At 68.4% G+C, this 21,719-nt stretch carries 26 protein-coding genes; 17 read left to right on the top strand and 9 right to left on the bottom strand.

The window, feature by feature from the left end; translation table 11 throughout:
• The first annotated feature begins 45 nt into the window (after positions 1 to 45).
• Complete coding sequence (efp, locus tag MKK75_RS33185; protein WP_244046722.1) at positions 46 to 669, top strand: elongation factor P; 624 nt, start codon at positions 46 to 48, stop codon at positions 667 to 669.
• A 36-nt stretch (positions 670 to 705) separates the two neighbouring features.
• On the opposite strand, the gene MKK75_RS33180 is transcribed toward efp, so the two are convergent.
• Together MKK75_RS33180 and MKK75_RS33175 are read right to left on the bottom strand one after the other, a co-directional pair.
• Positions 706 to 1,719, bottom strand: a complete 1,014-nt coding sequence (locus tag MKK75_RS33180; protein ID WP_244046867.1) for a heparan-alpha-glucosaminide N-acetyltransferase — start codon at positions 1,717 to 1,719, stop codon at positions 706 to 708.
• A 10-nt stretch (positions 1,720 to 1,729) separates the two neighbouring features.
• Entirely contained in the window at positions 1,730 to 2,080 is a 351-nt protein-coding gene (locus tag MKK75_RS33175; RefSeq protein WP_244046721.1) for a hypothetical protein, read from the bottom strand.
• Between MKK75_RS33175 and MKK75_RS33170 the strand changes: the two genes are divergently transcribed.
• The 8 genes from MKK75_RS33170 (at position 2,079) to MKK75_RS33135 (ending at position 7,618) form a co-directional block, all read left to right on the top strand.
• On the top strand, positions 2,079 to 2,681 hold the full coding sequence (locus MKK75_RS33170) for a cold-shock protein (protein WP_244046720.1): 603 nt from the start codon (positions 2,079 to 2,081) through the stop codon (positions 2,679 to 2,681). The genes MKK75_RS33175 and MKK75_RS33170 overlap by 2 nt on opposite strands.
• A 156-nt stretch (positions 2,682 to 2,837) precedes the next feature.
• Positions 2,838 to 3,326 (top strand): DUF192 domain-containing protein, encoded by a 489-nt coding sequence (locus MKK75_RS33165; RefSeq protein ID WP_409567647.1) that lies wholly within the window; start codon positions 2,838 to 2,840, stop codon positions 3,324 to 3,326.
• 116 nt (positions 3,327 to 3,442) lie between these two features.
• On the top strand, positions 3,443 to 3,847 hold the full coding sequence (locus MKK75_RS33160; protein WP_244046719.1) for a hypothetical protein: 405 nt from the start codon (positions 3,443 to 3,445) through the stop codon (positions 3,845 to 3,847).
• Positions 3,848 to 3,945: 98 nt separating this feature from the next.
• The gene (locus MKK75_RS33155) at positions 3,946 to 4,830 is read left to right on the top strand and encodes a dienelactone hydrolase family protein (RefSeq protein ID WP_244046718.1); all 885 of its coding nucleotides are present in this window, start codon (positions 3,946 to 3,948) and stop codon (positions 4,828 to 4,830) included.
• Positions 4,831 to 5,112: 282 nt separating this feature from the next.
• On the top strand, positions 5,113 to 5,568 hold the full coding sequence (locus MKK75_RS33150) for a response regulator (protein ID WP_244046717.1): 456 nt from the start codon (positions 5,113 to 5,115) through the stop codon (positions 5,566 to 5,568).
• Positions 5,569 to 5,644: 76 nt separating this feature from the next.
• Positions 5,645 to 5,848, top strand: coding sequence for a hypothetical protein (locus MKK75_RS33145; protein WP_244046716.1), 204 nt, complete (start codon positions 5,645 to 5,647; stop codon positions 5,846 to 5,848).
• Positions 5,849 to 6,164: 316 nt separating this feature from the next.
• Positions 6,165 to 7,349, top strand: a complete 1,185-nt coding sequence (locus MKK75_RS33140) for a chlorophyllase/cutinase-like alpha/beta fold protein (RefSeq protein ID WP_244046715.1) — start codon at positions 6,165 to 6,167, stop codon at positions 7,347 to 7,349.
• 68 nt (positions 7,350 to 7,417) lie between these two features.
• Positions 7,418 to 7,618: a hypothetical protein gene (locus MKK75_RS33135; RefSeq protein WP_244046714.1), complete on the top strand. Its 201-nt coding sequence runs from the start codon at positions 7,418 to 7,420 to the stop codon at positions 7,616 to 7,618.
• Between the two features lie 21 nt (positions 7,619 to 7,639).
• Here MKK75_RS33135 and MKK75_RS33130 read toward each other — a convergent pair whose 3' ends face one another.
• Genes MKK75_RS33130 through MKK75_RS33100 form a run of 7 tightly spaced genes read right to left on the bottom strand, consistent with a single transcriptional unit; the run spans position 7,640 to position 13,125 of the window.
• Entirely contained in the window at positions 7,640 to 8,590 is a 951-nt protein-coding gene (locus MKK75_RS33130) for a YncE family protein (protein ID WP_244046713.1), read from the bottom strand.
• The gene (locus MKK75_RS33125) at positions 8,587 to 9,120 is read right to left on the bottom strand and encodes an SRPBCC family protein (RefSeq protein WP_244046712.1); all 534 of its coding nucleotides are present in this window, start codon (positions 9,118 to 9,120) and stop codon (positions 8,587 to 8,589) included. The genes MKK75_RS33130 and MKK75_RS33125 overlap by 4 nt, the downstream gene beginning before the upstream one ends.
• A 21-nt stretch (positions 9,121 to 9,141) precedes the next feature.
• Complete coding sequence (locus MKK75_RS33120) at positions 9,142 to 9,732, bottom strand: DUF447 domain-containing protein (RefSeq protein WP_244046711.1); 591 nt, start codon at positions 9,730 to 9,732, stop codon at positions 9,142 to 9,144.
• A gap of 4 nt (positions 9,733 to 9,736) precedes the next feature.
• Positions 9,737 to 11,299 carry a DUF6513 domain-containing protein gene (locus tag MKK75_RS33115; protein WP_244046710.1) on the bottom strand — a complete coding sequence of 521 codons (1,563 nt, stop codon included), beginning with the start codon at positions 11,297 to 11,299 and terminating at the stop codon, positions 9,737 to 9,739.
• Complete coding sequence (locus MKK75_RS33110) at positions 11,296 to 11,871, bottom strand: uridylate kinase (protein WP_244046709.1); 576 nt, start codon at positions 11,869 to 11,871, stop codon at positions 11,296 to 11,298. The genes MKK75_RS33115 and MKK75_RS33110 overlap by 4 nt, the downstream gene beginning before the upstream one ends.
• Positions 11,868 to 12,569: a (5-formylfuran-3-yl)methyl phosphate synthase gene (locus tag MKK75_RS33105; protein WP_244046708.1), complete on the bottom strand. Its 702-nt coding sequence runs from the start codon at positions 12,567 to 12,569 to the stop codon at positions 11,868 to 11,870. The genes MKK75_RS33110 and MKK75_RS33105 overlap by 4 nt, the downstream gene beginning before the upstream one ends.
• A 28-nt stretch (positions 12,570 to 12,597) precedes the next feature.
• Positions 12,598 to 13,125 (bottom strand): DUF3280 domain-containing protein, encoded by a 528-nt coding sequence (locus MKK75_RS33100; protein WP_244046707.1) that lies wholly within the window; start codon positions 13,123 to 13,125, stop codon positions 12,598 to 12,600.
• Positions 13,126 to 13,418: 293 nt separating this feature from the next.
• Here MKK75_RS33100 and MKK75_RS33095 point away from each other — a divergent pair, with 293 nt between their 5' ends.
• From MKK75_RS33095 to MKK75_RS33060, 8 genes are all read left to right on the top strand, one after another.
• A complete protein-coding gene (locus tag MKK75_RS33095; protein ID WP_409567648.1) occupies positions 13,419 to 14,570 on the top strand; it encodes an ABC transporter substrate-binding protein in 1,152 nt (383 codons plus the stop codon).
• 135 nt (positions 14,571 to 14,705) lie between these two features.
• A complete protein-coding gene (locus MKK75_RS33090; RefSeq protein ID WP_244046705.1) occupies positions 14,706 to 15,689 on the top strand; it encodes a YVTN family beta-propeller repeat protein in 984 nt (327 codons plus the stop codon).
• A 64-nt stretch (positions 15,690 to 15,753) separates the two neighbouring features.
• Entirely contained in the window at positions 15,754 to 16,179 is a 426-nt protein-coding gene (locus tag MKK75_RS33085; RefSeq protein ID WP_244046865.1) for a hypothetical protein, read from the top strand.
• Positions 16,179 to 16,421, top strand: a complete 243-nt coding sequence (locus MKK75_RS33080) for a hypothetical protein (protein ID WP_244046704.1) — start codon at positions 16,179 to 16,181, stop codon at positions 16,419 to 16,421. Before MKK75_RS33085 ends, MKK75_RS33080 begins: the two co-directional genes overlap by 1 nt.
• The gene (locus MKK75_RS33075) at positions 16,418 to 17,161 is read left to right on the top strand and encodes an ABC transporter ATP-binding protein (protein ID WP_244046703.1); all 744 of its coding nucleotides are present in this window, start codon (positions 16,418 to 16,420) and stop codon (positions 17,159 to 17,161) included. The genes MKK75_RS33080 and MKK75_RS33075 overlap by 4 nt, the downstream gene beginning before the upstream one ends.
• A gap of 43 nt (positions 17,162 to 17,204) precedes the next feature.
• A complete protein-coding gene (locus tag MKK75_RS33070; protein ID WP_244046702.1) occupies positions 17,205 to 18,098 on the top strand; it encodes an ABC transporter permease in 894 nt (297 codons plus the stop codon).
• Positions 18,099 to 18,112: 14 nt separating this feature from the next.
• Complete coding sequence (locus MKK75_RS33065) at positions 18,113 to 18,751, top strand: hypothetical protein (RefSeq protein ID WP_244046701.1); 639 nt, start codon at positions 18,113 to 18,115, stop codon at positions 18,749 to 18,751.
• A 257-nt stretch (positions 18,752 to 19,008) separates the two neighbouring features.
• Complete coding sequence (locus MKK75_RS33060; protein WP_244046700.1) at positions 19,009 to 21,579, top strand: TonB-dependent receptor; 2,571 nt, start codon at positions 19,009 to 19,011, stop codon at positions 21,577 to 21,579.
• Positions 21,580 to 21,719 lie beyond the last annotated feature (140 nt).

Below are 21,719 nucleotides of genomic sequence, written 5' to 3'. Positions count from 1 at the left end.
GCCGCTGGCAACCGGGACGCAGATGCGATAGTGGCGAGGTCCGAGATGCAGCGCCCGCGCTTGGCGCGTGCCGCCCCCCATGTCAATGCAGGACGCAATTCCGTGAAGGTGATCGCCTCAACGCTCCGCAAGGGCAACGTCGTCGAGAAGGACGGCCGGCTTTACGTGATCCTGTTCGCCGAGAACATCCATCCCGGCAAGGGCACGCCGGTGACCCAGCTCGACATGCGCCGCATCACCGATGGCGTGAAGGTCTCGGAGCGCTACCGGACCACCGAGCAGGTCGAGCGCGCCTTCGTGGAAGACCGGGAGCACACCTTCCTGTACAGCGACGGCGAGGGGTTCCACTTCATGAACCCCGAGAATTACGAGCAGGTCGCGGTTCCGGAGGATGTGGTCGGCGACGCCGCCCCGTATCTCCAGGAGGGCATGGCGGTCATGCTCTCGATCCACAACTCCGTGCCGCTGACGATCGAGTTGCCGCAGCGCGTGACCCTGGAGGTCGCCGAGACCGAGCCGGTCCTGAAGGGGCAGACCGCCTCGTCGTCCTACAAGCCCGCGACGCTGTCGAACGGCGTGCGCACGACGGTGCCGCCGCACATCGCGGCCGGGACGCGGGTCGTGGTCATGACCGCCGACGGGGCCTACGTCGAGCGTGCCAAGGACTGAGCGAGCGGGTCCGGCCGCGCAACGGCGCGGCCGGTGTCAGCGCGGTGCGCGCGCGGCGTTCTCAAGGGTGGCGTAGCAGCCCTGCGACAGCGCCTGGGCCTGAAGCCGCTCCTGCGGGCTGAACGGCCGTCCGTCCTCCCGGAAGAGATCCGCGCGCAGCAGGGCGTCCGACGTGCAGCGGGCCGCGATCCGGCAGAGCGGCGCCTCGCCGCCGGTGCGCGTGCAGATCGTCATGTAATCGGCCCGGAATGCCCGGAGGCCGGCCCGCGGGTTGGCGCCGATCACCGTCACGACGCCGGCCAGCGCTCCGAGCAGCGCCGGCTGGTGGATCAGGTAGACGGCGAGGCTGTGGCGTCCCGCGAAGGTGGCGCCGCGGCCGAAGCGCGAGCGCGGCTCCCATGCCCCGAGGCGGGAGCGGGCAAGCCGCGGCAAGCCGATCCGCCCGAGCACGATCCCCGCGAGCACCAGCCCGAACCAGGGGAACAGCGGCACGTAGTCGTTGGTCCGTGGCATCACCGCACCAAGGCCCAGGAAGAACAGCGCCGGGGCATCGAGGAACGGCGCGTGCACGATGAACGGCGCGGCCAAGACCAGGACGGCGGCAAGCGCGGTGGCCGACACCGGCACGTACAGGAAGGGCAGACCCAGCACGCTCGCGACGGCGATGCAGTGCAGGATGCCGAAGAACACGAAGGCATCCGGAAAAGCGATCCAGGTTCCGAGCGTGACGAGCAGGGCGGCGCCGCCGACACGCCCGAGGCGGATCAGCGTGGCCCTCGTCCGGATGCCCCGCCCGTTCATCAGCACGAGCCCGACACCGACCAGGAGCAGGAAGCTGCCCGCGATCGTCTCGGCGACGCGGTGCGCGAGCGGCGTCAGCGCATAGTTCTCGTCGGTCAGCCGAAGGTAGCCCAGATCCCAGAGCGTGTGATAGCCGGCCATGGCGGCGAGGGCTGTCGCCCGCGTCGCATCGATCACCGGCAGGCGGCCCCTTTCCGCTTCGGCGGTCGACGCGGTCGGGTCGGGATCGATGGCGGCATCGGCGAGCATGGCGGCGCCCTCAAACCACGGGACCGCGACCGATGCCAAGGGTTTCTCCCGTCGGCATCGGGACGCGATCCACCACGCCCGACCACTCACGACGCTCGATCACTCTCGGAAACGTGAAAGTGGTGGGCGACCAATCCTTCAGGCCGTGGCGACGGCAGCCGTCGACCAGTTTCGCTTCCCGGCCCCGGTGCTTGAGTATCGATACGGGTGCCGCATCGACTGTTGCCGCCGCGCATACAAGCCCCGAGATTGCAACTGGGCCGCGCTCATTGGTCGGCGAAACGGGCTTCCCGCGAGTCAGGACTTCGTTAATCTTGCCGGGAAAGTGCGCGGCGTGATTCAGGGTAGGTTTCTCGGCCATGTCTGACGAACGCGGATCCGGGCCGGAGAACTCCGAGCGGGCTTCGGCTCGCATCGACGAGACGAGCCAGCGCGACGAGGAGGGTCTCGATCTCATCGAGGTTGCGGGCCACATCAAATGGTTCGACGTCGCGAAGGGATTCGGCTTCATCGTGCCGGACGACGGCGCGCCGGACGTCCTCCTGCACGTCACCTGCCTGCGGCGCGACGGTTATCAGGCCGCCAGCGAGGGCGCGCGCATCATCGTGGAGGCGGTGGAACGGCCGCGCGGCTGGCAGGCCTTCCGGGTGATCTCCCTCGACCAGACGTCGGCCGTGCATCCCTCGGAGATGCCACTGCCGCGAACGCACGTCACCGTAACCCCGACGAGCGGTCTCGAGACCGCGGTGGTGAAGTGGTTCAACCGCCTTCGGGGCTTCGGCTTCCTGACCCGGGGCGACGGCACGCCGGATATTTTCGTCCATATGGAGACGCTGCGCCGGTACGGCATCGCGGAGTTGAAGCCCGGCGAAGCGGTCCTGGTACGCTACGGCGACGGCTCGAAGGGTGTCATGGCCGCCGAGGTCCGTCTGATCGACGGGACACTCCCGGCCTCGCATTAGAGCGCTCTCCGCCGGAGTGGACGCCGGTTCGGCGCAAGGGCGCGCGTCACAACACAGGCACGGCCGGCGAGCGGCGGTCGAGCGACCCCGGATTCCCACGCGCGCCGTGTTGGCCTATGTCGGGTCCGAGCATCATCTTACGAGAGGCTTCAGCCTGTGAGTTTCCTGTCCCGCCTCGCGGCAGCCGCGATCGGTCTCGGCCTGACATCCGTCATCCTAGGTCCGGTCGCGCCCGCGCAGTCGGCCGCCGAGGCAGCGACGGCCAGGGCTGAGCCGCTGACGATCGCGACGAAATCCGGTCCGAAGCGCTTCGACGTCGAGGTGATGCGCGACGATGCCGGCCGGTCTCGCGGCTTGATGTTCCGCCGGCACATGCCGGCCGATCACGGGATGCTGTTCGATTTCGAGCGGGACGAACCCGTCACGATGTGGATGAAGAACACCTATCTTCCGCTCGACATGGTCTTCATCCGGCCGGACGGCACCATCAGCCGCATCGCGGCCGACACGGAGCCGCTCTCCACCGCCATCATTCCGTCCGGAAGCCCGGTCGTGGCGGTGCTGGAACTCAATGCCGGCACGGCCGCCAAGCTCGGGATCCAACCGGGGGATCGGATCGAGCACCCGATGTTCCGGAAACGCTAGGCGCCCCGGTGGAGCGAACGCACCGGGAACATCTGCCTTGACCAACGCCTGCATCCGGGCCAGTGTTCCGGCAATGTTCCGATGCTTCGGGACGCCGGGACGGCGCGGAGGATCCGATGAGCGATGTGGCCGATGCCGAGCTGTTCGGCAACGATGAGTGGTCGGTGCAGCCCGACGGGATCGAGCACCGGGATACCGGATATTTCATCGCCCGCGACGCGCTGGCGGCGCGGCGCGCGGAGGGTCTGTGGGACTGGCCGCTGCAGATGGCCGAGAAGCGCTGGTGCCGTCCCAGCCTGTTCCGCGAGGCGTTCCTGGCCGCGCTCGACCGGTTCGGCATCGCGCGCGACGCCGAACTGATCCGCTCATTCGCCCTTGGCTATGGCATCCGCGCGGTCGTGTCGCCGGCCGCCGAGACCGTCGTGACGTTGGCCGAGATGCTTCAGCCGCGCGAAGCGCCGGCGAGGGTTCGGGTCTCCGCTCGCTCGGCCGTGCGCGCGTGGGCGGCCGCCGGCGCGTGACGCCACGCTGCTGAAGGACGCGCGATCCTGTCGCCCCCGGGGAGACGATCGCCGCCAAACACGGTACCCCTGTCCGGAACAGCCAGGGAGACGTCGGCATGGCGGAACAGGACACGGCCAGCGGTGCAGAAGAGCTTGAGGGCCTGATCAGCCCACCGCTCTCGCGACGCGGGTTCGTCATGACCAGCCTGATGAGCGGCCTGACGCTCGCCACGACCCGGGTCGAGGCACAGGTGATCCATACCGACGCCGCCGGCATCGAGGCCGGTGAGGTGACGATCCCGGCTGCGGACGGCCCGATGCCGGCCTACCGTGCGGTTCCGCAGGGGGCGGGCCCGTTCCCGATCGTGCTGGTGATCGAGGAGATCTTCGGCGTCCACGAGTACATCAAGGACATCTGCCGGCGCCTCGCCAAGGCCGGATACTGCGCCGTCGCACCGGAGCTTTATGCCCGGCAAGGCGATCTCTCGACCATGACGGATCCCAAGATCATCATCCGGGATGTCATCTCGAAGACGCCGGACGCGCAGTGGATCGGCGATCTCGACGCGACCGCGGCCTGGGCCGCCTCGGCCGCGAAAGGCGACGCGCATCGGCTGGCCGTGATGGGCTGGTGCCGCGGCGGACGCGACGTGTGGCTCTACGCGGCGCATCGCCGCGACCTGAAGGCCGCGATCGCGTGGTACGGGCCGGTGGGCGGCGAGCGGACCGAGATCCAGCCGCGGACGGCCGGCGATGTGGCGGCCGAGATCAATGCGCCGCTGCTTGCCCTCTACGGGGGGGCCGATACCGGCATTCCGGTCGCGTCCGTCGAACAGGCGCGCGATCGGGCGAAGGCGGCGGGGAAGAGCGTCGAGCTGGTGGTCTACCCGGATGCGCCGCACGGCTTCCATGCGGATTACCGGCCGAGTTACCGGCGCGAAGCCGCTGAGGACGGGTGGGCGCGCGCGTTGGCATTCCTGAAGGCCCACGACGTCAGCTGAGACCGCTTCGCGCCGCGTGGCCGCCTTCGATCGGCGGGCGGGACGCCGCGCGCGGTTTGCGAACCGGCCCGTCGCCGGACCGGGGCGAGCCCAGGTTGCCGCGCTTGGGCGCGTATCCGGGCATTCCTGAATAGCTGTGTTACTGAGGACACAAACACCACTTCTTTATTATGCAAGGATCACAGGAGGCTCCGTGCCTGCGCGGGTCCGGCCCACCGCCGCGATAAAGCGTTGAACCGATTGCGGCGGCCGCCGTTCAGCCCCTGTAGAGTGTCCTGGCCCATGAGCGACTCGGTACAGACCGGCCGGAAGCCCGTGATCCTCGTCGTGGAGGACCAGCCCGACGAGCGCTTCCTCGCGGCTACGTTGCTGGAGGATACGGGCTTCACCGTGATCGAGGCCGAGACCGCCGACCGGGCGCTGGCGATCCTGAACGATCGGGCGGGGGAGGTCAGCGTCGTGTTTTCGGACGTGCGCACGCCCGGTCCGATTGGCGGCTTCGAGCTGGCGCGGATCATCGGCGTGACGTGGCCGCGGGTGCGGGTTCTCCTGACCTCCGGCGATGCGGGTGATCAGCCGAGCGACCTGCGCGTGTCGGCGACCTTCATCCCGAAGCCCTGGCGCGCCGAAGACATCCTGGCCTGGGTCGAGCAGGCGGCGGGGCGTCCCTCCGGCGAGACCGGACCTGCGATCATCGGAACGGGCGGCAAGATAATCAGCCCGGGCTTGGAAACTTGAAGCGGCGGCGTCGTTGTACGGCACTCCGGAGCGCGGCGCCGGACTTCGCACATATCAAGGGATCGCAGGCGTCGCCATGAAGATCGTTGCTGCCAACCACGCCGATTCCCTGCGCCGACCCGGCGAGCCGGAATCCGCGGAGCTGGCCATTCTCGACTCGGTTCGCGACGAGCTGCGCACACTCTACGGCGAGCTGGACGATGCGGTCCCGCTCACGCTCGCGGTTTTGGCGCAGCAAGTCGATCATGCGACTTCACTGCGGTCCACGCTCCGGGCTTGATATCGGAGCCGCCGACACCTCGTTCCGGGATTGCGTCTGCCGGACACGCGATGCCATCATCGGCAAGCCTGATCTGGATCGACCCTGTGTCATCCTGCTCGGTCCGTGTCGCGTGGGGCCGCGAGAACACGCGCGGAGGTCGATGGATCATCCTGGGCCGTTCGATCGGACCTCGTTTCCGCACCCCGGCTAAACGAAGCAGCCTTCGATCCAGGGAACAGCCGATCAGATCGGCGCTCGCTCGCCATGGCCCGAGAATCTGCTATTCACCGCCTCCAATCCTGCAGGCGCAGGCGTTTACGCAATCGAGCCCTCCATGCGTCCCACCGCCTTCCGCGGATCGCTCGCCGCGGTCGCGATCACGATCCTGACCGGTGCGGTATCGGCGCAGGCGGCGACACCGCCGCCTCAGCCGGCGGAGGGTCCGGGCAGCGTCGGGGATCGGAAGACCACCGTCGTGAAACGCCTTCTCGGCCGCGGCGCGGCGGGCAGCTACGCCTTCTACACGGCGGGCGCTGCGCCGGAGACGGGTCGACCCGTCGCCGTGTTTCTGCATGGGTGGGGCATCGTTAACCCCCAGAGCTACGGGGCCTGGATCGACCATCTGGCCCGCCAGGGCTGGCTCGTGATCGTGCCACGCTTCCAGGAGGTGAACCGGACGCGTCCGGCCGACGCGCCGGCCAACGCCGAGTCGCTGGTGAAGGCAGCCCTGGCGGATCTCGCCGGGGACAGCGAGGCCAAGCCCGACCCTGAACGCGTCGCGATGATCGGCCATCTGGCCGGCGCACCGCTGGCGCTGGATCTCGCGGCGGATGCCAAGACGCGGGGCCTGCCGGTGCCGAAACTGATCTTCGCGGCGACGCCCGGCGGTATCGCCAGCGGACCGAAATCGCGGGGCATCACGCTCGGCGACCTCTCGGCAATCGACCCCGCGACGATCATCGTCACCATGGTGGGCGACAAGGATACCCGAGCCGCCGATCTCGCCGCCAAACGGCTGCTGCGCGAGACGAGTTCCGTACCCCCGGATCGCAAGCTGTTCGTGCGCATCCTTTCGGACGATCACGGCTTTCCGGCGCTTACCGCGACGCTCGCCGCACCCGCCGGCCTGGATACGGCCTTTGACGGCGGCGCCATCAAGCCAGCGCCGGAGGCCAAGGACGCGCCGAAGGACAATCCGAAGCCGCCGCCCTTCCGCTGGTCGCCCGACATGGCGCTCACGGGCGAGCAGCAGACGCTCGTGTCGCAGGTCAATCTCGCGCGGGTGGACGCCCTCGACTATCTCGGCTTCTGGAAGGTCTTCGATCTTGCCGCGATGACGGCCTTCGCCGGTTCGGACGCCACGGCACTCAAGAACAACCCGCGGCTCGCCGACATGGAGCGCTGGAGCGATGGTTGGCCGGTGAAACGCCTCGTGGTCGAGACGCCGCGGCCGGCCCCGGCGGCGCAGGTCAAGCCCGCCGCCGAGGCCAGGCCCGTCGCGGCGCCCCGGCGCCGCTGACAGGTCGGGCAGCTTGGCGTTGGCGCGCGGCTTGCTAGGTTGATCCCGTTCCAAACGGGAGCGAATCCATGCCCGAGTTCGTCGGCGGCCTGCTCGCCGCAGCGGCCTTCTGCCTGACGCTGCTTGCCCTGAACGCGCTGACACGGGTGCTGATCCAGGCCCATCTCAGCCCCACGGATCTAGGGGAGACAGGTTTGCTGCAGGTGGGCGGTGCCCTTGTCGCCGCGCGCGTCGCCTATCGGCGGGGGCCGCGCCGCGAGTCGCTGTGAAGGACACCGGGCCGGGAACCCTCACCGCAGAAATTCGCCGAACGAGCGCGGTCCATCGCCCGTCGGGATCGTCCGGGTCACCCTCAGCGTGGCGGCATCCAGGATGCTCAAGGTGTTGTCGCCCCAGTTGGCGACATAGAGGTGGCCATCCGCGTCGGCGCCGATGCCCTCCGGATGATCGCCTACGTCGATGTCGGCGATCGGCTTGAGAGTGGCGAGATCGAAGACGGTGACGCTGCCGGCATATTGGTCCGTGACGAAGCCGCGCCCCTGGCTGAGTGCGATCACGTAGGGCCGCCGGCCGGTCGGGACCCGCCCGATCTCGCGGCCCGCCGCGAGATCGATCACCGACACGTCGTCGCCGGTGACATTGGCCGTGTAGGCGCGCCCCGCCGCGGCATCGAGGGTGATGCCGAACGGGTGCTGGCCCACCGGGATGGTCCTGGTCTCGCGGCGTGCCGCCGCGTCCACGACCGAGACCGTACCGGCCTCGCGGTTGGCGACGTAGAGCGTCGCCCCGTCTGGGCTCACCGCGATCCCCGAGGGCGAGGCCCCGACCGCGATCTCGCCGTCCGGGACCAAGGTGCCGTCTCGCTCATCGAGGACGAACAGGCGGTGTCCGTACCAGTCGGCCACGTAGACCCGGCCGCCGCGCGGGTCCGCCGCGATGCCGAGCGGCCCGCCGGGCAGCGGGACCTCGGACAGGATCCGGCCGGCGTCGAGATCGACCACCGCGAGGCCATGGCCCTCGGGACGGGTCACGTAGGCGCGCCTGTGATCCGCCGAGAGGGCGATACCGGCCGGCGCCCCATCGACGGGGATGCGTCGCACGACTTTGCCGGCGGCGAGATCCACCACCTCGACCGCGCCGCCGAGTTGCGCGGTGACGATCGCCTCCCGCGCCGGCTCGGCGCGGGCGACGCTGCCCGAAAGGGCGAGGGCGGCGGCGAGCGCCGCCCGGCTGAGCCTCACGAGCCCTTCTCGACCTTGGCCTTCAGGTTGGCGAGGCTCGCCTTGATCCAGTCGCCTACGCCCTTCTCGGAAGCCTCGTCGTTCAGATCGGGCGGCGGATCGTTGTTCATGTAGCCGCGATAGAAGGCGGCCTTCCACTCGACCTTCGACTTAGCGTCGCCCTCCGGCTCGACCGTGATCGTCGCCGAATAATCGTTGGCCGGTAGGTCTTTCACGTCGACCTTGTCGATGTAGTACGAGAAAATTTTGTCGTCGGGCTTGAACTTGTTGCTGGTCTCCTGGATCTGATCGCCGTTCTTGAGCGTCAGCACCCGCTTGAACTTTCCGGCCGGGTCGCCGTTCAGCTCGGTCTTGGTGACGTTCTGCATCCAGTCGGCGTTCTTCAGGTCGCCGACCACCGCCCAGACCTTGTCGGCCGGCGCGTTGATCTCGATCGATTCTTGGATCTTGCGTCGGGTCGGGCCGTGGGCCTGCGCGGTCGCGGCGACGAGCGCCGCGGTGGCCGCCAAAGCCAGGGTGATTTTCTTCATCTTGTCCTTCTCCTCCCGCCCTCAGCGGTCGTCACGATCGCGAACGCGTGCCTCGGGGCCGAGGGCCGCCGCGACCTTGTCCTCGATCCAGCCCCAGGCCTCGCGCTCGCGGGGCCCGGCGGTCTTGCCCACGGCGATGGCGAGATAGGCCATCTCCGTCAACACCTTCTCGGGTTCCAGCATGTGGAGCCGGGTGGACAGGATAGCAGCCTCCAAGACCGCCGCCTGCGCGCGGTTATAGCCGATGAACGGCGCATGCGCGGCGCTGTGAACCATGCGACCACGGAAGCGCGGCCGGGTCTCGTGGTCCTCGACCGAGGCGACCTCGAACTCGGCGTGGCCGAAGCTGTCGGCAAGGCGCCGACCCGCGATGGCCGCGCAGGCCACGGTTGGCCAGTCGCGCCGGCCTGTGACCGCCCCGGCGATCACTCGGATGTCGCGGGGGCTGGAAGCCGTGAAGCAGGGGTTCACCTCCAGATTGACGATGGTCGGCGAGGGCCGGAACGGTGCCAGCACGTAGCCGTCCGCCTCGCCGATCAGCCCGAAGGGCACGAGGTGCAGTTCGCCCGCAGGCGAGAGTGTCGTGACGATGGTTTCCAGGATAAGCGGCATCGGCTCACGCCTGATCGGCCGGCACCAGCCGGCCGCAGACCAGCTTCGTCTCCGGTGTTTGCGGGCGCTCCGGCAACGCCCCGGCGTGGGCCGCCTCATCCGGAACGGTCTCGGGCGGCTTCGCATCGGCCTCGGGCGTCGCGTACCGCGCGTCCCGGGTGCCGGGGGGCGGCGCGTCCGGGCCGGAATGCCGCGTGTGGCCGGCCTTCTTGAAGGCGGTGGCGTCCTCGACCTCCGCGTCGGCGGCGCAGCCCCAATCCAGCGGCTCGTCCTGCACGTAGCGTTTGCCGAGCCGCCACGCGGTCTCGGCCTTGGCGAGCTCCGCGCCCAGATAGAACGCGTGGGCACCGTCGCTCGCGACATCGAGTTCGGGGAAGAACGCCATCGCGTCGGTACCGACCCTGTGGATGTCGCGGTTGTAGACGTGAATGCCGTCCTCCGCGACCGCGATCCGATAGTTCGGATCGCGAACCTCCGCGGCGGCCTGGGTGATCTCCTCGGAGGTCTGCACGAAGGGCCGCTTGTCGTGGAGCGCCAGCAGCGCCCGGCCGTAGCCCTTCGGCAGCGCCGAATCCGCCTTGGCGGCGTACATCACCCGCCGGGCCGCATCGTGCTCCTCGACCGTGCGGCGCGTGTGGTTCGAGACCTGCACGATCAGCGCGTTCCCGATCGTCAGCTCCGAGCACATGCCGACGAGGAGCGCGGTGACGCCGAGCGAATCCGCCTCGGTCAGCTCCGTGAGGTTGCCGGTGCCCATCATCATGGCGATGTCGGGCCAGCGGGCGCGGATCTCGCGATACCGCGCGATCGAATCGACGAAGCCGTGATGGATCGGCTCCAGGATCGGATCGGCCAGGAAGGGCCGCCCGGCTTTGAGCATCCGCTCGATCGCCCGGTCGAGGGAGGGCAGGTCGTCGGGACGCGTCGGCACCAGCACGGGCACCGCATCGGTCTCGAAGGCGAGGTCGAGGGTGTCCTCGTTGAGACTCAGCAGGAAGTCGGCCCCGGCCCCCGCGCCCCGGGCCAGCTCTTCGCGGGAGAAGGAATCGACGCTGACCGTCAGCCCGGCCTCCTTCAGCGCGCGTACGGACTCCTCCAGATGCGGGAACGGCGTGTCGGGCAGGCCGCCGAGGTCGATCACGTCCGCCCCCCTCCGGGCGAGGTCTTGCCCCTTGGCCAGGATCTCCGCGACGCTCATCTTCGAGGCATCGACGATCTCGGAAAATATTCGCAGATCGTGACGGGAGAGATCGACCTTCCGGGCCGCGAGCCCGAGCCAGGCCGGGAGATCGACCACCTCGTCGGGCCCCCGTTCGACCGGCACGCCGAAATGGGCGGCGAGGTGCTCGGGGTTCGCCCGGCAGCGGCCCGGCAGGATCACCCGCGTCGCGCCCTCAGGCAGCACGATCCGGCGGCGGATGATCTCCTCGGTCATCAGCGCGGCGACCTTCACGCCGGCATCCGCGATGCTCCACCGGAACCTGTCGGTGAGGCCGGCCGCGACCTTCTCCAGCCGCGCCCGGGCGAGGCGGCCGGTGACGAACACGATGTGCTCGGGGGCGCTCATGCCGCATCCCGCGGCGCGACGGCGACCCGGCGGCTCGGTCCCCAGATCTCGATCGGGCCAGCGTAGCGGGCCGCGAAGGCCGGGAAGGCCGCGTCCACGAGGCCGCCGTCGGAAAGGGCGGCGACGTCCTCCCCCGTCGGCGCATCGACGGACTTGACCAGCACGCAGCGCTTTGCGGAAACCCGTTCGGCCAGCCAGAGGGCGAGGCTGTCGGATGTGACATCCCAGGTCTCGGGGATGTCGCGGTGGCCGGCGCGCAGGAGGCGCGGATTCCAGACGCGCGCCGTGGCGGATGCGGATTCCGCCCAGGGTTCCAGACTCTGGACCAGACGCGGCTCGATCCCGCGGAAGATGCCGGCTGCGTCGCTCATGGCGTCCAGTGCCCGGCGATGGGCCTCGGCGTCGCTGAAGCCCTCCCGCGCCTGCGCGGCCCGCACGAGGCCCGCGAAGGTGCCGCCGCCCGGCACCACGATGCACCGCCCGAAGGCGCCGTCGGCGATGTCGGCCAAGAGGGCGCGTCGCCGATGCGGATCCGCCTCCAGACTGCCGCCGATCTTGATGACCGAGATCACGCGGCGTCCCGCTGGTTGGGTCGGAGCGCCCGCAGCGCCTCGGCGATCCGCAGCGGGTCGATTCCGTTGCAGCGGTCGAAGTCGCGGCAGAGACCGCCGCGGAACCCCAGATAGTCCGGTCCGTGTTCGGCGAGGGGAGCGATGTCGATGACGCGCAGCGACCCCGCAAGCCCACTCATCAGGCCGTGCGCGCGACAGGCCCGCGTGAAGGCCGCGAGATCGGCCGGCGCCGCGAGGTCGGTCAGGCGGGCGCCGTGCTTGGCCGCCGTATCGATCATCGCACCCGCGAAGCCCGCTAGCGCCAAAGCCGGGATCAGAGAGGCAGCCGGTCCGTCTTCTGCGAACAGGACGGCGATCAGGCGTTTCGGCGCCGCCGCCGCCAAGTCCGCGAAGGCCGCGGGCTCGCACCGGCGATCGGCATCGAGGCCGCACTTCACCCAATCGACCCCGGTGGACGCCATGGCGGCGATCGAACCCGGTGCCGGATCAGCCACCGCGCTGGTCACCGCCTCGCTGGCGACGCGCGCCACGATCTCGCGCACGGCGTCCGGACAGAGGGCGCCCAGCGCCCCGCGTTCGGGGTCCTTGGCGTCGATCAGGTCAGCGCCCGCGAGCCGGGCGGCCTCGGCTTCGGCCGGATCGCGGACGCTGACGAGCAGGCGGGGCAGGGGAGTGCAATGGGCGTCGGACGCGGGCACGGATGGCTCAGGGTGGTTGCGGACGGCGTCAGGACTTCCCGGGCAGCGGCTCGGCGAGCAGGCGGTTCTTCACCACCCAGCGCATCGCGTGGGCCCAGGTATCGTCGGTGTCGGCCCGGATCGTGACCTGCCCGCCGCGCACCACCTTGCCGGTCTCGGCATCGGCGATGGTGACGTTCAGGTTGAAGATCTGGCCCGACCCCTTATCCACATAACCCGTCACGACGAGGTCCGCACCCAGGCTCTTGCCTATGTCGGCCGCGCAGCCGTCGCACTTGTAGAGCGGCCCTTCCTTGGCCACGGTGTCGGCCTTCGGTGCCGTGTCGACGATCTCCAGCCCAGCCTGATCGTGCAGCGCCTTGCGCAACTCGTCGGTCACGAGGGTCAGCTTCCGGGTGTCGGCCGGCCGCGCCCTGGCACCGTAGGAGGCGCCCGGCTCGAACAGCTCCACCGGGAATACGGCGGCTTTCTCGGCAGCCTGCGCGGCGCTGGGCAGGACACCCCCGAGGGCGAGGAGACCGCAGGCAGTGGCAGCGCGAAGGGACAGGTGACGCATGGGCGGGGCGTTCCTCTCGACGATCCGGCCGCTTCGGACGGCCTCGATCGGAGCATAGGTCGGGCGACGGGACACTTTGGCAATGTACTTCCCGGTCGGCCTGATCCACGAGGGGCTTACGCACGGTCGCTCACGCGCTCGTCGGGATGTGAACGGCGCAACGACAGACCGCGATTGAGCCGTCGGGACGGAAACTGGTAGAGGCCGTGCCTATGCACAATCCTGCAGCCGAGATACGCGTCCGTCGGCCGTTGCGGCGGCGGATTCGGACAGGCCTCGCCCTCGTGGCGCTGATGCCGCTCGCCGCGCAGGCGCAGCAGCCGGCACCGGCATCGATCGAAACTCACGTCGGATTGATCTACCGGCCCCAGCCCGCCCCGTCCTCCTACGACGCCGAGGCCGCCCCCGAGGACGAGGGACTCGCCGGCGCCAAGATGGGCATCGCCGACAACAACACGACCGGCCGCTTCACCAAGCAGACCTACGCGCTCGACGACGTGGCGCTGACCGACGACAAGCCGGATCCGGTCGCCGCCGCCAAGGAACTCGTCGGCAAGGGCATCCGCTATCTGGTCCTGGCGCTCCCCGCCGATGCCGTTCTGGCCGTTTCGGACGCGGTGAAGGATACGGGCGCCGTGGTCCTCAATGCCGGCGCGCCGGACGACCGGCTGCGCGGGGCCGAGTGCCGGGCCAACGTGTTCCACATCCTGCCATCCCGGGCGATGCTCACCGACGCCCTGGCGCAGTACCTGACGGTCATGCGCTGGCGGAAGATTTTTCTGATCGTCGGCCCAACCGACGCCGACAAGGCCTACGCCGACGCGGTCCGCAACTCCGCGCGGAAATTCGCGCTCAAGATCACGGCGGAAAAGCCGTGGACCTTCGGACCCCTGGCCAAGGCGCGCGGCGACACGCCGACCCGCGCGGAGGCGATGGTCTTCACCCGGGGGCTCGACTACGACATGGCGATCGTGGCCGACGAGGAGGGCGACTGGGGGGATTACGTCCCGTACCGCACGGTCGATCCCCGGCCGGTCGGCGGCACGCAGGCGCTGACCCCGACCACGTGGTCCCCCGTGCTGGAGACCTGGGGCGCCGCGCAGGCGCAGAACCGGTTCCGCCGCCTCGCCGGCCGGCTGATGCGGCCGCTCGACTATCAGGTCTGGGCCGCGGTGCGGACGGTGGGCGAGGCGGTGACTGCCAAGAAGACCAACGATCCTGCGGTGATCGCCCCGTTCCTGGCCGAGCCGGCCTTCACCCTGCCGGCCTACAAGGGCGTGCCGCTGAGCTTCCGCCCCTGGGATCACCAGCTGCGACAGGCGATCATCGTGGTTCAGCCCAAGGCGCTGGTGTCGGTGGCGCCGGAGCAGGGGTTCCTGCACCAGCGCACGCCGCTCGACACGTTGGGGGTGGATCTCCCGGAGACGACCTGCAAGTTCAAGTGATCGGAACCCTGCGGCGTTGACGAGCGGCCCATGCCCTCGCAACGCGCGGATATCGCACTACAATCGGCCCGCGAGAACGTCCCCGGGGAGAACGGCCACGCGGGACGCCCGGAAGACGCAAGGGAAGGGAATGGCATGAGCCGCCGCATCGAGGCAGGACTGAGCGTTGTCGCCCTCGGTACGTGGGTCGCTCTTTGCGGTCCGGCTGCCGCCTTCACCGCCTACGTCACCAACGAGAAGGGCAATTCGGTCAGCGTGATCGACTCCAACACCATGGCGGTGACCGCCACGTGGAAGGTCGGCCGGCGCCCACGGGGCGTGACCCTGTCCAAGGACGGCAAGGAGCTGTTCGTCTGCGCGAGCGACGATGATCGGATCGACGTGCTCGACACCAGTTCCGGCAAGGTGGTCCGCTCGCTCCGCTCCGGGCCGGATCCGGAGCAGTTCATCCTCGATGCCTCGGGCAACCCGCTCTACGTCGCCAACGAGGACGATAGCCAGGTCACGATCATCGACATCGAGAAGAACAAGGTCCTGGCCGAGGTGCCGGTCGGTGTCGAGCCGGAGGGGATGGGCCTTTCGCCGGACGGGAAGGTCCTGGTCAACACCTCCGAGACCACCAACATGGCCCATTTCATCGACACCAAGACGTTTCAGGTCATCGACAATGTGCTGGTGGATGCACGGCCGCGCTTCGCCGAGTTCACCGCCGACGGCAAGTTCCTCTGGGTCTCGGCTGAGGTCGGCGGCACGGTGAGCGTAATCGATGTGGCACAGCGCCGGGTCATCAAGAAAATCACCTTCAAGATCCCGAGCGTCAACGACGAGGCGATCCAACCCGTCGGCATCCGGATCACCAAGGACGGGACCAAGGCCTTCGTGGCACTCGGTCCCGCCAACCGCGTCGCGGTCGTCGACGCCAAGACCTACGCGGTCGAGAAGTACCTGCCCGTGGGTCAGCGCGTCTGGCAGCTCGCCTTCACGCCGGATCAGAAGCAGCTCTTCACCACGAACGGCACGTCCAACGATGTCTCGGTGATCGACGTGGCCTCCGAGAAGGTGATCAAGAGCATCCCGGTGGGCCTGCTGCCCTGGGGCGTGGCGATCTCGCCGAATTGATCCGGAGCTGCAGCAATCAAGACCGCCTCACCGGCGGCACAGGGTGGGAAGCGACACGATGCGAATGGTTCGATTGGCGGCGCTCGCCTGCGCGGGGCTGCTCGCGGCCGGTCCGGCCTTGGCGCTCGACCTCACCAAGAAGCGGGAGAACCTGCCCGACCTCGTCCTCGGCGACGACCAGGGCAACGATTTCACGGTCGAGAACAAGGACATCACCCTCGAATCCGGCAAGGCCTACCGGCTGCGCATCGTCGCCAAGGGGCATCAGGAATACAAATTCTATGCTCCGGAGTTCTTCCGGTACATCTGGTTCAATCAGATCGTGATCGAGCACAAGGAGATCCACGGTGGCGGGCCGCCCGACCATCTGGAGTTCGACGACCCGGGCGAGATCGCCATCGAGTTCGTGGCGATCAAACCGGGCACCTACACCTGGGCGGCGCACGGCCTGGAGGCCAAGGGCATGACCGGTACGCTGACGGTGAAGTGATGCGCACGATCCTCCTCGCCTCGGCTCTCCTGTGCGCCGGACCGGCGCTCGCCGCCGACGATGCGTCGGCCTGCGCCGAGGGCATCACGATGATCCGCGACGCCCTGGCGCTCAATCCGCCCGAGGCTTCGTTGCCCAAGCTCCGCAAGGCCCTGCGCGTCGCCGAACGGGAGCAGAAGGAGGGCGAGTTCGACGAGTGCCTCGACGCCGTCGCCGATGCCCGATTGGTGCTCGGCCGATGAGCGGCGAGGCGGCGCTTCGGGTCGCGCATGTCGGCCACCGCTTCGGCGCCCGGGCCGCCCTCGACGACGTCTCGCTCGACGTGGGGCGCGGGCGCTTCGCGGCCCTGCTCGGGCCGAACGGCGCCGGCAAGACGACCTTGTTCTCGGTGATCACTCGCCTCTACAATAACCAGACCGGGCAGGTCTCGATCTTCGGCCACGCGCTCAATCGCGAGCCCTCGCGGGCGCTTGCCCGGCTCGGCGTGGTGTTCCAGGCACGCACCCTCGATACCGACCTGACCGTCGAACAGAACCTCCTGTACCACGCGAGCCTGCACGGCATCACACGCAGCGCCGGCAAGGAGCGCGTGGGGGTGCTCCTCGACCGGGTCGGACTTTCCGACCGACGCCACGACAAGGTGCGGACGCTCTCGGGGGGCCAGTCGCGCCGTATCGAGATCGCGCGCTCGCTGATCCACCGGCCGGATCTGCTGCTCCTCGACGAACCGACGGTGGGCCTCGATCTCGAATCGCGGACCGACATCGTCGCGATCGTGCGGGCCCTGGTCCGCGAGGAGGGCCTGTCGGTCCTCTGGGCGACCCACATCTTCGAGGAGATTTCACCCGAGGACGACGCGATCGTGCTCCATCGCGGCCGGATCGTCGCCCGGGGGCGGGCCGGCGATATCGGCGCGCCCGACGAGGCTCTCGCCGACGCATTCCGCCGTATCATCTCGGAACCGGGGAGGGCGGCGGCATGACGGTGCGAACGGGCGGCACATCGCAGGACCGAGGGAAGCAGGAATGACTGCGCCGACGCATGTCTCCACACCGGTCACGGCGGTAGCCCCTCGCACCGCACCGGACCGGATCGGCCGTCTCGACACGGTCGGCTACCTGATCTGCCTCGGGGGCATCGTCCGACGCGAATTGCTGCGGTTCTTCAATCAAAAGGAGCGATTCTTCTCGGCCCTCGTCCGGCCGCTGGTCTGGCTGTTCATCTTCGCGGCGGGGTTCCGCAACACCCTCGGCGTCTCGATCGAACCGCCCTACCAGACCTACGTGCTCTACGAGGTCTACGTGGTGCCCGGCCTCGCCGTGATGATCCAGCTGTTCAACGGCATGCAATCGTCGCTCTCGATGGTCTATGACCGCGAGGTCGGCTCGATGAAGGTGCTACTGACCTCGCCCTATCCCCGGTGGCTGCTGCTGCTGGCCAAGCTGATCGCGGGCGTCTCGGTGTCGATCGTGCAGGCCTACGCCTTCCTGGCGGTGGCGTATTTCTGGGAGACCGACATCCCGCCGCTCGGCTACCTGACGGCACTCCCGGCCTTCCTGGCTTCGGGGCTGATGCTCGGGGCGATCGGCCTGTTCCTGTCCTCGCTGGTGCGCCAGCTGGAGAACTTCGCCAGCGTGATGAACTTCGTGATCTTTCCGATGTTCTTCGCCTCCTCGGCCCTCTACCCCCTGTGGCGGATCCGGGAATCCTCCGAGACGCTCTACTGGATCTGCGAGCTGAACCCGTTCAGCCACGCGGTCCAGCTCGTCCGCTACGCCCTCTACGTCCAGTTCGAGCCCGTGGCCTGCGCCGTCGTGGTGGGCGTGACGCTCGCCTTCTTCGGCATGGCGGTGGTCGCCTACGATCCCGGCCGCGGCATCATGGCCCGGCGCGGCGGCCCGGCCGGCGAGACCCCCTGATGGAGCCCGTTTCGATGACCCGTCTCATCTCCCCCCTCCTGGGCAGCGCCTTCGGGCTGGCCCTCCTGGCCGGCCCGGCCCTGGCGCAACCCAAGCCCGATCCGGACTGGCCCTGCGTCCAGCGCAAGATCGCGACCTTGAGTCCCGGCCAGTTCTGGACCGGACCGGACATCGCGGCGGCGGGAGACTGGGGCAGCGACAACGACGCCGCCGTGCTGGCGCAGAAGATCGCCTCGCGGCGCACCGACCTGTCGCAGGTCGACCCGCTGCTGGACGCCTTCGCGGGCAAGTTCGGCACCGACAAGGACGCCAAGGACAAGGCCCTGACCCGGGTCTACGCGGGCGTCTTCGAGGTCATCAACGGCGAGCGCGACAAGGTGGTGGGCGGCATCGCCCGCTACGCCCAGGGCCAGCGCCGCATGGCGGAGCGCATCCGCGACGAGGCCGACAAGGTCAGCCAGACCAAGGATGCGCCGAGCGCGACGGACGCCACGGAGCTGCCCAAGGACCAGACCGACCTGGAAACGAAGTTCGCCTGGGACCGCCGCATCTTCCAGGAGCGCAGCCAATCGCTCACCTATGTCTGCGAGGTGCCGCAGCTCCTCGAACAGCGGCTCGGCGAGATCGCCCGGATGATTCAGACCCATCTGTGATCGCCCGCAAACGCGTCGATCACGACTTGCCTAATTATCCCGGAACCCCTTGCCGAATACTCCGCAAGTCGTTGTTTTTGCAGTACAAACTGTTGCGGTCCGGCCACGCGGCCGAGAGTTTGGGCATTCGTAGACAGAAAGGGCGTCCAAAAGCTCGTCGCGTCCGCTGCGTCCGATTGTGAACCTTCACTATACCGGCCAAGAGTACCGCCAAGCCCGGAACAACCGGATGCGGGTCTCAAGGCAGGGGAATCGGAATGTCACGTCGGGCGCTTCGGAGCGGCTTGCTCGCGTCTGCTTCAGTCTTTGCGATCACGGTCGCTCCGGGCACAGTAAAGGCCCAGCAATCGGTGACCTTGGGCGAGATCAGCGTCGTTTCAACGTCGCCCGTCGGTGCCGGCGGCGGCAATTCGAGCGGCGCGCTGAACCTCGATCAGGCTGCGCGGATCGCCCCGACCGTCCCCGTCGCCCCCGGCAGCGTGCGCCTGCGCGGCTCGGAGCAGCCGCTCAACAAGATCCCCAGCACGGTCGAGACCATCACGCCCCGGCAGATCGACGTCGACCGTGGCACCGACAACATCATCGCGACGTTCGCCCGGGAAACCCCCGGCATCAACCTGTCCGACTCTCAGGGCAACTCGAACCGGGTCGACGTCACCTATCGTGGTTTCACCGCGTCTTCGGTGCAGGGCGTTCCGCAGGGTCTGGCGGTCTACCAGAACGGCATCCGCATCAACGAGGCGTTCGGCGACGTCGTCAACTTCGACCTGATCCCGCCACAGGCCGTTCAGCGCATCGATGTGGTCACCGGAAACCCGGCCTTCGGCCTCAACGCCATCGGCGGTGCGGTCAACATCCAGATGAAGAACGGCTTCACTTGGCAGGGTACCGAAATCACCGCCTTCGGCGGGTCCGATGGGCGCGTGGCCGGCAATCTCCAGTACGGTAAAATCTCCGATAACTGGAGCTTCTACTTCACCGGCGACGGCCTGAACGACCGCGGCTGGCGCTATGAGAATCCGAGCACGATCGGCCGCCTCTACGCCGATCTCGGCTACCGCTCGCAGGACTCGGAGTTCCACCTGATCGGGCTGGCCGCGCGCAGCTTCTACGGAGCCGCCGCCGCGACCCCGGTGGATTTCACTCATGTCGATCCCCGGGCGATCTTCACCTACCCGCAGACCCAGACCACGCAGGTCGGCACGATCCAGCTCACCGGCCGGGTCGACATCTCCCCCACCTGGGACCTCGCCGGCAACGCATACTTCCGCCGGTTCAGCGAGTCCTACGTGGACGGCAACGATGGCAACTTCGAGCAGTGCAGCTCGCGGTCAAGCTTCCGCGGCTTCCTCTGTTATCAGGATGACGGCTTCAGCCCGTCGGCCGGCCAGTCGCAGTTGGCCTTCCGCAACCAGTTCCTGATCCTCGGCCAACAGAACCAGCGGATCCCATACCGAGCCAACATTCCCTACGGGACGATCGACACCACGCAGACACAGGCGACCGGCTACGGCGGCTCGCTCCAAGCGGCCAACCGCGATCGGATCTTCGGCCTGCCAAACACCTTCGTGATCGGCGGCAGCGTCGACGCGGCCGACTTCTCGTTCAAGTCGCAAAGCCAGCTCGGCGTCATCAACCCGAACCTGTCGATCACCGTCGACCCGAACAACCCGTATTACGGAACCATCCCTGGCCTGGGCACCGAGATGATCCGGTCGCTCGCCGCGATCGGCATCGCGCCGACCTCCGTCCAGGGCTCGAACCTCTATCTCGGCCTCTACGCGACCGACACGCTCGACGTGACCGACCGGCTGTCGCTCACCGCCGGCTTCCGGCTCAACTACGCGCACATCCAGACGCGCGACCTCACCGGCTTCTCGCCGGACGTGAACGCCACGAACGAGTACCTCAAGGTCAATCCGCTGGCGGGCCTGACCTATCAGTTCGACCCGGCACTCAACCTCTACGGGAGCTACTCGGAATCGAACCGTGCGCCGACGCCGCTGGAACTCGCCTGCGCGAACCCGAACCAGCCGTGCCTACTGCCGAATTCGCTGGTCGCCGATCCGCCGCTGAAGCAGGTGACCGGCCAAACCTACGAAGTCGGTTTCCGGGGCGTGATCCCGAACTTCCTCTCGGGCGGCAACCTGACCTACAAGGCCGGCGTCTTCCGCACCGACCTCAAGAACGACATCATCCAGATCGCGGTCGCGGGCAACGCCGCGCGCGCCTACTACACCAACGTGCCGGCGACTCGCCGCCAGGGCATCGAGGTCAGCGCCGAATACGTCGTCAACCCGGATCTGCTGGTCTACGCCAACTACGCCCTGATCGATGCGACCTACCAGTTCAACGACACGCTATCGTCGCCGAATAACCCCTTGTCCGACGACGGCGCGATCTTCGTCAAGAAGGGCAACAAGATCCCGCTGATCCCGGATCACCAGATCAAGGCGGGATTCGAGTACAACATCACCCCGAAATGGCGCTTCGGCCTCAACGTCTCGGCATTCTCGTCGTCCTACTTCCGGGGGGACGATTCGAACCTGAACCGCAAGCTGCCGGCCTACTACGTGATGAATTTCACGACGAAGTACCAGGTAACCAAGAACCTGGAGATCTTCGGGCTGATCACCAACCTGACCAACAACCGCTACGCGACATTCGGCACCTTCGCCGAGACGGGTGCGGTCGCCGGCAACCTGTCGATCAACGATCCGCGGACGACGACCCTGGCGCAGCCACTCTCGGTCTATGCCGGCCTGACCTACCGCTTCGGCCCCGACCCGGTGCCGATGGCGCCGGAGCCGATCATCCGCAAGTACTGACGCCGCAGGCAACGCGGCCGGGCGCCCCGGCGGTCTTCGGGCCGCACGGGGCGCCCGGCCGCGTTTTTGGGCTCTGCCATGCGGCCTCCTGTCTCGGGAACGCGCCTGTGCGCCCGGCGTCTCCTCGGTGAGTCGCGCCC

The sequence above is a fragment of the Methylobacterium sp. J-030 genome (genome assembly GCF_022829545.1).
In the GTDB taxonomy this organism is placed as follows: Bacteria; Pseudomonadota; Alphaproteobacteria; order Rhizobiales; family Beijerinckiaceae; genus Methylobacterium.
This window is presented reverse-complemented; position numbering and strand designations above follow the sequence as displayed.